Below are 11257 nucleotides of genomic sequence, written 5' to 3'. Positions count from 1 at the left end.
CTGCGCGACTACGGCAGCCAGCTCGAGCACGTGTTCAACGAGGTCCGCGAGCTGGAGAAGGCGCAGATCGAGCCCAGCCCGTCGGTCGAGTGGGAGCAGGCGGTCCCGAACTCCCTGCAGACCGCGGTGCCGCTGGACGTCATCCAGCGGATCGCGCGGGCGTTCTCCGAGCTCCCCGAGGGCTTCACCGTGCACCCGCGCGTCAAGCCGGTGCTCGAACGCCGCGGGAAGGCGGCCGCGGCCGACACCGAGGAGGGCATCGACTGGGCGTACGCCGAGCTGCTGGCCTTCGGCTCGCTGCTCATCGACGGGAAGCTCGTCCGGCTGTCCGGGCAGGACTCCCGCCGCGGCACGTTCGTACAGCGCCACTCGGTGCTCATCGACCGGCACAGCGGCGAGGAGTACGTCCCGCTGCGGCACCTGACGGCCGACCAGGGGCGGTTCATGCCCTACGACTCGGCGCTCTCGGAGTTCGCCGCGGTCGGCTTCGAGTACGGCTACTCGGTGGTCAACCACAACGCGCTGGTGTGCTGGGAGGCCCAGTTCGGCGACTTCGTCAACGGCGCCCAGTCGATCATCGACGAGTTCATCTCGTCCGGTGAGGCGAAGTGGGGCCAGACCTCGGACGTCGTCCTGCTGCTCCCCCACGGCCACGAGGGCCAGGGCCCGGACCACACCTCGGGGCGCATCGAGCGGTTCCTGCTGCTGTGCGCCGAGGGGTCGATGACGGTTGCGGTGCCGTCGAGCCCGGCGAACTACTTCCACCTGCTGCGCCGGCACGCGACCGACGGCGTGCGCCGCCCGCTCGTCGTCTTCACCCCGAAGTCGATGCTGCGCAACAAGGCCGCGGTCAGCCCGGTGGAGGAGTTCACGTCCGGCGGGTACCGGCCGGTGCTCGACGACCCGACGTTCGGCTCCGGCGAGAAGGCCTCGAAGGCGACGCGGCTGCTGCTCTGCGCGGGCAAGCTCTACTACGAGCTGGTCGCCGCGCGCGAGAAGGCCGGACGGACCGACGACATCGCGATTGTGCGGCTCGAGCAGCTGTACCCGGTCTCCCCGGACGAGCTCACGACGATCGTGAACCGCTACGAGAACGTCACCGACATCGCCTGGGTCCAGGAGGAGCCGGCCAACCAGGGCGCCTGGCCGTTCCTCGGGCTCATGCTGCCGGAGAAGGTGCCTGCCCTGCGCGGGCTGCGTCGCATCTCGCGGCGACGGATGGCCGCGCCCGCGGCCGGCGTCGCGAAGGTCCACGAGGTCGTGCCGAAGGCGCTCATCGCGGAGGCCGTGGAGCAGTAGGTGTACTTCACCGACCGCGGGATCGAGGAGCTCGAGGACCGGCGCGGCGAGGAGCAGGTGTCCCTGGCCTGGCTCGCCGACCGGTTGCGGGCGTTCGTGGACGTGCACCCCGAGGACGCGGGCGCGGCGGAGCGGTTCGCCACGTTCCTCGCGCGGGACGACGACGACGACGCCTGAGCCGGTCACCGCCCTCCCGCCCGAACCCCTCCCGCCCGAACGAACGACTCGTTCGTGGCTTCTATATGCACGAACGAGTCGTTCGTTCCGGAGGGGTTCGCCCGCCCGGACGCGTCAGCCGATGCCCGCCGAGGAGAGCCAGTCGCGGGCGACCTGCGCCGGGTCGGGCTTGTCGGGCCCGTCGAGCCGGCGGTTGAGGTCGGTCAGCGTCGCGGTGTCGAGCTTCTGCGAGATCTTGTTGAGCACGTCCGCGACGGCCGGGTTGGCGAGCTTGGCCCCGTTGATCAGCGGCACGACCTGCTGGGCCGCGAAGTTCGACTTCGGGTCCTCGAGGATGACGAAGTCGTTGTTCGGGATCGAGGTGTCGGTCGTGAACAGGTCGGCGGCCTGGATGGTGTTGTCCCGCAGCGCGGCGACGGTCAGCGGGCCCCCGGAGTCGAGCGCACGGAACTCCTTGAACGTGCACCCGTAGGCCTTCTGGATGCCGGGGATGCCGTAGGTGCGGGTCTGGAACTCGGGCGGCCCGCCGAAGGTCGTCGTCGGGCAGAGCCTGCTGAGGTCGGCGATGGAGCGCAGGTTGTTCTGCGTGGCGAACGCGCGGGTCACGACGACGGCGTCCTTGTCCTCGGCCGCGCTGGGCTGCAGGACCTTGAGTGACGGCGGCAGCTTCTGCTCGACCTGGGTGTAGACGTCCGCGGGCGCGGTCGCCGTCGCCTGCGGGTCGAGGTACTGGAGCAGGTTGCCGGTGTAGTCCGGGATGAGGTCGATCGACCCGTCACGCAGGCCCGGGAAGTACGTCTCCCGGCTGCCGATGCCGAACTGCCGCTCGACCTTCACGCCGCGGATCGACAGCGCCGTCGCGTAGATCTCGGCGAGCAGCCGGTTCTCGGTGAAGTTCGCCGAACCGATGCGCACCGTGTCGGAGGCCGACGGCGCCTGCGGGGCCTGTGCCAGCGGGTCGCCCCCGCCCCCGCACGCGGCGAGCAGGAGCCCGAGGGTGGCCAGTACTGCGGCGCCGAGTGCTCGCGCGGGGCGGGACGGTCTCACGGGGCGGTCCTTCCTGACGGGGCGACGGGAACGGGAACGGCCTCGGGACGGCGGGCGGGCGCGTCGTCTGACCCGCGGGCCGCGAGGAAGGCGGCGGCGCGGCGGGCCGCACGACCCCCGGGCCGGCCCGGCGCGACGGCGCGACCGAGGGCCTGCAGGAGCAGCTCCAGCACGATCGCGAGCACGGCGACGAGGATCGCCCCGCCCGCCATCTGCACGAAGTCGCGCTGGGCCTGGCCGTCGACGATGTACCGGCCGAGACCGCCCAGCGAGACGAACGCGGCGATCGTCGCCGTCGCGACCACCTGCAGCGTCGCGGTCCGCAGCCCGGCGACGATCAGCGGCAGGGCGTTGGGCAGCTCCACCTCTCCGAGGACCTGCCGCTCGGTCATGCCCATGCCGCGGGCGGCGTCGACGGCCGCCGGGTCGACGCCCGACACGCCGGAGTAGGTGCCCGCGAGCAGCGGCGGGATCGCGAGCAGCATGAGCGCCAGCACGACCGGGACGAGCCCGAGGCCGATGAGCAGCACGAACAGCACCAGCACGCCCAGCTCCGGCAGCGCCCGCAGCCCGTTGGCGAGCCCCACGACGACCAGCCGTCCGCGGCCGGTGTGCCCGATCCAGGCGCCGAGCGGGATCGCGATCACCGCGGCGACGAGCACCGCCAGCATCGTGTAGCCGATGTGCTCGGCGAGCCGGGCCGGGATGCCGGTCGACGACGACCACTGCGCGGGCGCTCCGAACCAGGCCACCAGACGTTCGAGCACCTCAGACCTCCACGCCCGTGCCGACCGCGGTGTCGTCCGCGCGGGACCGGTCGGACCCGCCCCGCGAGGCGGTGGTCCAGGGGGCGAGCAGGCGTCCGACGAGCACCCAGAGCGCGTCGAAGACCAGCGCCAGGACGACGATCGAGACCAGCCCGAACACGATCTGCGCGGTATAGAAGCGCTCGAAGCCCTGCGTGAACAGCGCGCCCAGGGCGCCCTGACCGATGATCGCACCCACTGCGACCAGGCTGAACGAGCTGACCGTCGCCACCCGGAGCCCGCCGATGAGCACCGGCACGGCGAGCGGGAGCTGGACACCGACCAGCAGACCGACGGGGCGGTAGCCCATCGCGACCGCCGCGGTCATGACGTCGTCGGGGACGTCGTCGAGCCCGTCGACGACGCTGCGCACGAGCAGGGCCACGGCGTAGAGGACGAGCGCGGCGACGACGTTGACCGGGTCGAGGATGCGGGTGCCCAGGATCAGCGGCATCACGACGAACAGCGCCAGCGACGGGATCGTGTAGAGCACCCCGGTGAGCGGGACCAGGATGCGGCGCACCGCGGGCACCCGCCACGCCCACCAGCCCAGCACCAGGCTGATGACGAGCCCGATCAGCACCGGGACGACGGCGAGGACGATGTGCTCGAGCGCGAGCGGCAGGATGTCCTCGCCGAAGAGCCTCACCGAGAGGCTCCCGCCGCGTCCGTCGAGCGGTGCAGCAGGGTGATGACCGCTTCGGCCTCGATGCCGCCGAGCAGCCGGCCGTCGGCGTCGACGGCCACCCCCCGGCCGGCCGGGGAGCTCAGCGCCGCGTCGAGCGCGCTGCGCAGCGACCCGCCGTCCGTGCCTGCGGTCCCGTCCCCGTCCACCCGGTGCAGCGACCCGACGGCGACCTCCTCGCCGTCACCGCCGTGGCGCCAGGCGGTGGGCCTGCGGTCGTCGTCGAGCAGCAGCACCCAGCCCCCGTCGGCCGGGTCGGTGGGCAGGTCGGTCAGCGCCAGCTCGCCCGCCCCGAGGAACTGCAGCCGCCGGTAGCCGCGGTCGCGGCCGACGAACTCCGCGACGAAGTCGTCGGCCGGTGAGGAGAGCAGCTCGGCGGGGGTGGCGAACTGGGCCAGGCCGGAGTTCGCCCCTGACCTTCCCCCCGTCGCTCCGCTCGCCCCGGCCACCCGCAGGACCGCGACCATGTCGCCCAACCGGATGGCCTCGTCGATGTCGTGGGTGACGAAGAGGATCGTGCGCCCGAGGTCCGACTGCAGGCGCAGCAGCTCGTCCTGCAGGTCGGCGCGGACCACGGGGTCGACCGCCGAGAACGGCTCGTCCATGAGCAGCACCGGCGCGTCCCCGGCCAGGGCACGGGCGACGCCGACGCGCTGCTGCTGGCCGCCGGAGAGCTGGGCGGGGTAGCGGGAGCCGACGCGGGGGTCGAGGCCGACCCGCTCGAGCAGTTCGGCGGCCGTGGTGCGGGCCTCGTGGCGGCTGCGGCCGAGCAGCACGGGGATGGTGGCGACGTTGTCGAGCACCGTGCGGTGCGGGAAGAGCCCGGCGTTCTGGATGACGTAGCCGATCCCGCGGCGCAACGACGACGGCTCGGATCCCGCCACGTCGACGCCGTCGAGCAGGACCTGCCCGGACGTCGGGTCCACCATGCGGTTGACCATCCGCAGCGTGGTCGTCTTGCCGCAGCCGGACGGGCCGACGAGGACGGTGATCTGTCCTTCGCGGGCGGTGAGGGAGAGCGACTGCAGGGCCACGGTGCCGTCGGGATAGGCCTTGCCGACGGCCCGGAACTCGATCACCGGTCGTTCCTCCGGAGGCCGCCGGCGGCTCCTCGCCGTCCGCCTGGGGTCCGGCGCACAGTAACCGAAAGGGGCTTGATCCGCTCGTGAGCGCCCAAGGTGGCCGAGAGGCACCTCAACCGCTCAGGAGGCGTCGGCGACCTCCGCCGTGATGGGACCGGTCGCGAGGATCTTTTCGAGCGCCGCGGTGGGCATCGCGCGGGCGAACAACCAGCCCTGATAGGCGTCGACGCCGAGGTCGCGCAGCACCGCGAACTGGTCGAGGTCCTCCACCCCCTCGGCCACGCAGGTCTGGCCGATCGCCGCGGCGAGCTCCACGACCGCCCGGGCCACCGCGCGGTCGGACTCCCCCGTCGCCACCCCGCGGACGAACCCGCGGTCGAGCTTGACGATCTGCGCGGGCAGTCCGGTCAGCCGCGAGAGCGACGAGTAGCCGGTGCCGAAGTCGTCGACCGCGAACCGCACGCCCGCGGCGATGAGCTCGTTCATCTCCCGCAGCGTGGCGGGCGGCAGGTCGGCCAGGCAGGTCTCGACGAGCTCGAGCACCAGCCGGTCCCAGGGCAGTCCCGCCTCGGTGACCGCCTCGTTCACCGTCGCCAGGAAGTCCGGGTCGCCGGGGAGCAGGCCCGCGAGGTTGACCGCGACGGAGGCGGTGGGGAGGCCGTCGTGGGTGGGCCACGACGCCGCCGTGCGCACCGCGGTGCGCAGCACCCAGCGGTCGAGGTCGCCGAGCAGGTCCGCGGCCTCGGCGATCGGCAGGAACTTGTCCGGGAAGATCAGTCCGTGCTCGGGGTGCTGCCAGCGCACCAGCGCCTCGGCCGTCTGCACCTGCCCGTCGGCTCCGACGACGGGCTGGAAGTGCAGCACCAGCTCGTCGTTGACCAGGGCCTGACGCAGCTGGGACTCCAGCTTCAGCGCCTCGTCGGCGCCCTTCATGATCGCCTCGTCGGCCAGCGCGAAGCGGTTCGAGCCGCTCTTCGCCTCGAACAGCGCGGCGTCGGCGAACCGGACGAGGTCCGCCGTGGCCGGGTGGTCCGGGGCGTCGACGAAGCCCGCGGCGAGCACCTGTTCCACCGGGTCGCCCGCGAGATCGATGTCCGGTTCCCCGGAGCAGGCGGGCAGACCGAGCGTCGCGCCCGCCGCGGCCCCGATCGTCGCCGAGACCCGCACCAGCTGGCCGTGCACCGGCACCGCGGTGCGCAGGATGCGCCCGACGGCGGCGGTGAGCTCGTCCAGGCCGCCGTGCGCGTCGACGTCGGCGCAGACGACGAGGAACTCGTCCCCGGAGTGGCGGGTCGCGCTGCAGCCGGCAGGCAGGCCCTCGCGCAGCCGGTCCGCGAGGACCACCAACAGTTCGTCGCCCGCGTCGTGGCCCAGCGAGTCGTTGACCCGCTTGAAGTTGTCGAGGTCGCAGAACAGCACGGCGGTGCGACGCGCGCTGGGCCCGGCGAGCAGGTGCGACACCGCGCGGGTGAGGGCCCGGCGGTTGGGCAGGCCGGTCAGCTCGTCGTGCATCGCCTGGTGGCGCAGCGACGCCTCGACGCGCCGGTTCTCGGTGACGTCGGTGAACACGACGAGGTGGGTGGCCCGCCCGATGTCGTCGACCGACACCGAGACGTGCAGCTCGCACCACACCGGCTCGGTGGCCGCACCCCGGGCCCCCCGCTCGCGGCGGCTCAGCGCCCGTGCCGAGCAGGACCAGGAGATCGAGCCCGCGGAGCCCGCCGGCCGCCCGAGCAGCGGGGTCGCGCCGGTCGCGGCCACGCCGGGCGCGACACCGGCGCGCTCGGCGGACAGGTCGAGCAGCTCGTCGGCGCGGCGCCCGCGCAGCGACTCCTGGCCCTCACCGAGCAGCCGGCACAGCGACTGGTTGGCCTGGACGAGGCGCTCGTGGTCGTCGAACAGTGCCACGCCCACCGGGGCGACGGCGAGCAGGTCGGTGAACCGCTGCGTGGAGGTGCGCATCCGGGTCTCGATGGCACGCCGCTCGGTGACGTCCTCGACGGCGCCCACGACGACGACCCGGTCCCCCACCGTGGTCCGCGTCGCCCGGATGTGGAGCACGCGGCCCGGGTCGTGGGCCGGACGCACCTCGAGGTCGAGCGGGGCGGTCCCCTCGATCATCGTGCGCCAGCGGGCTCCGACCTGCGGGCGGTCGACGGGGTGCACGCACTCCCCGACGACGTCCCTGGTCACCGCACCGAACGGCGGCAGCCCGAGCAGGGTGCGCGCGACCGAGGTGACGGTCCAGGTGTCGTGGGTGCGGTCGTTCTCGAACGAGCCGACCCCGGCGAGGTGGCCCAGCTCCTCGAGCCGGCGGCGCTCCTCGGTGACGGCGGCGTCCACCGCACGCCGCTCCCGATCGGTGGGCGGCGGGGCCGGGGCCGTCAGGTCGCTGACGTCCACGACGAGCAGCGCCCGGTGCGTCGTCCCCGGCACCTGGCGCCACCGGACGAGCCGGACCGGCACCGGCGCCCGACCCGGACGCGGCACCTCACCCTGCTCCGAGGCCGACGAGGCCCGGGTCACGACGGCGTCGACGGGTCGCCCGACGAGCTTCTCCGCCGCCACCCCGGCCAGGCGCGCGAACTCGGGCGAGACCGTCACGACGTGGCCCGCCGAGTCGTAGAGGACGACGGGACCGTCGGGCATCGGCCCCGGCACGCCTGCCGTGGTCTCCGCGGGCACGGCCACGGTCTCCGCCGCCAGAGCCGCGGAGTCCTCGGACCGGGTCTCCCGACGCCTGCGAACGGTCGGGGACGGGCGCCCGGGGACGGCTCCGTCCGAGCCCTCGGCCTGCCTCGGCGCCGCGATCGCGGGGACCGTTGCCGGCAGGACGGGCGTCCGGCGCAGGCCTGCTCCCGCCGGTGCCGAGGGGGCGTCGTCGGCAGGCACGTCGGTCGAGGCGTCGGGTCGGGCCGGTCGCACCCGGGGCACCGTCGGCAGCGTCGCCGCCTCGCACGTCTCGGTCGACCCGCGACCCGCGACGTCGTTCCCGTCGCGACCGTCGTTCCCGTCGCCGTCACGCCCGAGGCACGCGAACGCTCCCGAGGCGGCGGGCTGGGCGGGCGAGGGCAGCGCGGGCTCACCGGCGGAACCGCGGGAGTGCGCCACCTCGGCCACGTCGTCCTCCGGAACCCGGACGACGGCGAGTCGTGGCGTGCGCCCCGCTCCGTTCACGCGATCGCTCCTTCACCGACGGGCCCGGGGACGACCCGTCCGGGTCGTCTGCGCCGTCTCCTGATCACCGCAACGAAGGAGACCCCGCCGGGGTCCGGGCACATCACCCTGTCGAGTGGTCCGCGGCGCCGACCGTCCTTTCTCGCGCGGTCGGATGGCATCAAGTCGAGGGTTCTGTCTCAACTCGAACGATGAACGGTCTCCGAACTCCCGGTGGATGCGACGAACGGCACACGCTCGTCCGCGTGTCGTTCCGTCGCGCACTGATTCACCCGGACGCGTGCCCACTCGTACGGTGTGTGGATCAACGTCCGCGTCAGCGGTCACCGACGAGCCGTGACCGGTACCCGGTCCCCGATCGGTTCATTCCTGATCACCCGAGTGTCCGTGCCACTCAGCGTTCGTCGTGGTTCGCGACCTCCGCGACGTGCCGGCGGACCACCCCGTCCGATCCGGCCGCCCGGGCGACGGCAGCCGTCACCGCGGGCGCGACGCGCGGGTCGAGCGCGCTGGGGACGATGTGGTCGACCCCGAGGTCCTCCGAGGCGATGCGGAAGATCGCGTCCGCCGCCGCCAGCTTCATGTGCTCGGTGATGCGCCGTGCGGATGCGTCGAGGGCACCCGCGAACACCCCCGGGAAGGCGAGCACGTTGTTGATCTGGTTCGGGTAGTCGCTGCGGCCGGTCGCGACCACCGACGCGTGCGCGCGGGCCACCTCGGGGTCGATCTCCGGGTCCGGGTTGGAGAGCGCGAACACGATGGCGTCGTCGGCCATCGTCGCGATGACCGACTCGGGGACCGTCGACCCCGACAGGCCGAGGAAGACGTCCGCGCCGGCCAGCGCCGTCGACAGGTCCCCGCGCAGCCCCCGCGGATTGGTCTGCTCGGCGAGCGCGTACTTGGCGACGTTCATGTTCTCGCGGTCGGTGTGGATGACCCCGCGGGAGTCCAGCACGGTCACGTCGTCCACCCCGGCCTCGAGCAGGATCTTGGCGCAGGCCACCCCAGAGGCACCCGCTCCGGAGACCACGACCCGGAGTGGCTCCAGGTCCCGGCCCAGCGCCGCCGCGGCCCCGCGCAGCGCGGCGAGCACCACGATCGCGGTGCCGTGCTGGTCGTCGTGCATCACCGGGCAGTCCAGCGCCTCGATCAGGCGGCGCTCGATCTCGAAGCAGCGCGGCGCGGCGATGTCCTCGAGGTTCACCGCCCCGAACGACGGGCGCAGGCGGGTGAGGGTCTCGACGATCTCGTCGACGTCGGTGGTGTCGAGCACCAGCGGGATGGAGTCGAGCCCGGCGAACGCCTTGAACAGCGCCGACTTGCCCTCCATCACCGGCAGCGACGCGCGCGGCCCGATGTCGCCCAGGCCGAGCACCGCGGTGCCGTCGCTGACGACCGCCACCAGGCGGTGGGTCCAGGTGTAGCGGGCCGTCAGCGCGGCGTCGTCGGCGATCGCGCGGCACACCTTGGCCACGCCCGGCGTGTAGGCGATCGACAGGTCGCGACGACCCTGGAGCGCCACCGTGGGCGCGACCGAGAGCTTGCCGTCCTCGTGCGAAGCGAAGATCTCTTCGTCGGTGAGGTCGCGGCCGTCGATCTCAAGGGGGCTCGTCCCGGCGGAAGTGGTGGTCACGCGGTCCTCCTGCGGTTGGTGGGTCGCGGGGTGGCGACGGCGTCGCCCTCGCGCCGCGGGGACGCGGCGGGGCGGTCACCGTCAACGATGGTCGGATGCCGGCGGGTCACAGCCGGGCTCGGTCGGGGTCGGGATCCGGGTGCGGATCCCCCACGCCCGGCGGGGTCCGGGCGGACGGGGTGAGCCCGGATCGGTCGATCCTGACGGCTCCCGCGCCGGCTGTCCGTGCTCCGTCGGGCTGGTCACGTCGGCCGCCGTCGCGTCGTGTGCACCGCCGGGCCCGTAGGGTCCCTCGGCGTGAAGGCCGAGGAACTCGCCGTGCCCGGTGCGTGGGTGTTCACCCCGCCGGTCTTCCCCGACGCGCGCGGGGCGTTCGCAGCGCCCTTCCAGGCGGAGGTGTTCGCCGGGACCGTCGGGCACCCGCTGCATGTGGCGCAGGCCAACACGAGCGTATCCGGTCGAGGTGTCGTCCGTGGCCTGCACTACGCGGACGTCCCCCCAGGCCAGGCGAAGTACGTCCAATGCTCCGCCGGGGCCCTGCTCGACGTCGTGGTGGACATCCGTGTGGGATCGCCCACCTTCGGCCGTTGGGACGCCGTCGTGCTCGACGCCGAGAGTCTGCGGGCCGTCTATCTCTCCGAGGGGCTGGGGCACGCGTTCCTGGCGTTCGCCGACCACACCGTGGCCACCTACCTGTGCTCCACGGCCTACAACCCGGGCGCCGAGCACGGCGTGAACCCGCTCGACCCCGACCTCGGCCTGCCGTTCACCGAGTACATCCCGGCCGACGACCTGGTGCTCTCCGCCAAGGACACCGCGGCGCCGTCCCTGGCGGAGGCCCGCGACGCGGATGCGCTCCCCGACGCCGAGGCCTGCCGCGCGCGAGTGGCCGCGCTGGTGGCCGGGGGCTGAGCTCCTCGCCTGGGCCTCGGATGCGCGCGGGGCGTCGTGGTGGGCTCACGCGACGACGCCCGCCGAGTGGACCCCCACGGCTGCCGACCGAACCCTGAGAGTCCACTCGCGGGAGCTCAGGACCAGGCGGCCGCGATCGTGGCGAGGGCGACACGCGCCCGGTCGGCGGGCACGCCCGCGGTCGGCGGAACGGTGAGGACCGTGCGTCCGCCCGCGACCGCGCGGCTGACCCCGGCGGCGGGCGTGGGCGGAATCGGTGCTCCCGCGGCGGCGGTGACCGCCACGAGCAGCGGACCCTTCGGCCCGCGCAGCGTGCACGTCGTGCGACCCGCTCCCGGTCCGGCCTGGCTCGACGCCGTCACCTGCGCCGCCGGGACACCGAGCGCACGGGCAGCGACGGGGATCGCCGCGGTGCAGCGGGCCGCCGGGGTCGGGGCGG

Annotated in this window: 10 protein-coding genes; 3 read left to right on the top strand and 7 right to left on the bottom strand. The window is 73.7% G+C overall.

What is annotated here, in order from left to right; all coding sequences use genetic code 11:
* On the top strand, positions 1–1299 hold a 1299-nt coding region (locus VGI02_RS24955; protein WP_527249138.1), incomplete at its 5' end, for an oxoglutarate dehydrogenase E1 component family protein.
* Positions 1300–1476, top strand: coding sequence for a DUF6104 family protein (locus VGI02_RS24950; RefSeq protein WP_331631999.1), 177 nt, complete (start codon positions 1300–1302; stop codon positions 1474–1476).
* Positions 1477–1590: 114 nt separating this feature from the next.
* On the opposite strand, the gene VGI02_RS24945 is transcribed toward VGI02_RS24950, so the two are convergent.
* From VGI02_RS24945 to VGI02_RS24920, 6 genes are all read right to left on the bottom strand, one after another.
* Positions 1591–2523: an ABC transporter substrate-binding protein gene (locus VGI02_RS24945; protein ID WP_331631997.1), complete on the bottom strand. Its 933-nt coding sequence runs from the start codon at positions 2521–2523 to the stop codon at positions 1591–1593.
* Positions 2520–3290: an ABC transporter permease gene (locus tag VGI02_RS24940; RefSeq protein ID WP_331631995.1), complete on the bottom strand. Its 771-nt coding sequence runs from the start codon at positions 3288–3290 to the stop codon at positions 2520–2522. Before VGI02_RS24940 ends, VGI02_RS24945 begins: the two co-directional genes overlap by 4 nt.
* Position 3291: 1 nt before the next feature.
* On the bottom strand, positions 3292–3978 hold the full coding sequence (locus tag VGI02_RS24935) for an ABC transporter permease (protein WP_331631993.1): 687 nt from the start codon (positions 3976–3978) through the stop codon (positions 3292–3294).
* Positions 3975–5093 carry an ABC transporter ATP-binding protein gene (locus VGI02_RS24930; RefSeq protein ID WP_331631991.1) on the bottom strand — a complete coding sequence of 373 codons (1119 nt, stop codon included), beginning with the start codon at positions 5091–5093 and terminating at the stop codon, positions 3975–3977. The genes VGI02_RS24935 and VGI02_RS24930 overlap by 4 nt, the downstream gene beginning before the upstream one ends.
* 123 nt (positions 5094–5216) lie before the next feature.
* A complete protein-coding gene (locus VGI02_RS24925; protein WP_331631988.1) occupies positions 5217–8273 on the bottom strand; it encodes a sensor domain-containing protein in 3057 nt (1018 codons plus the stop codon).
* Positions 8274–8667: 394 nt separating this feature from the next.
* The gene (locus VGI02_RS24920) at positions 8668–9906 is read right to left on the bottom strand and encodes an NAD(P)-dependent malic enzyme (protein WP_331631986.1); all 1239 of its coding nucleotides are present in this window, start codon (positions 9904–9906) and stop codon (positions 8668–8670) included.
* Positions 9907–10203: 297 nt separating this feature from the next.
* Here VGI02_RS24920 and VGI02_RS24915 point away from each other — a divergent pair, with 297 nt between their 5' ends.
* On the top strand, positions 10204–10818 hold the full coding sequence (locus VGI02_RS24915; protein WP_331631984.1) for a dTDP-4-dehydrorhamnose 3,5-epimerase family protein: 615 nt from the start codon (positions 10204–10206) through the stop codon (positions 10816–10818).
* A gap of 116 nt (positions 10819–10934) precedes the next feature.
* Here VGI02_RS24915 and VGI02_RS24910 read toward each other — a convergent pair.
* The coding region (locus VGI02_RS24910) for a hypothetical protein (protein ID WP_331631982.1) at positions 10935–11257 on the bottom strand (323 nt) is incomplete at its 5' end.

Source organism: Actinomycetospora sp., assembly GCF_036497245.1.
GTDB lineage: Bacteria > Actinomycetota > Actinomycetes > Mycobacteriales > Pseudonocardiaceae > Actinomycetospora.
The sequence above is the reverse complement of the archived record's forward strand: the minus strand, read 5'-3'. Positions and strand labels throughout refer to the sequence as shown.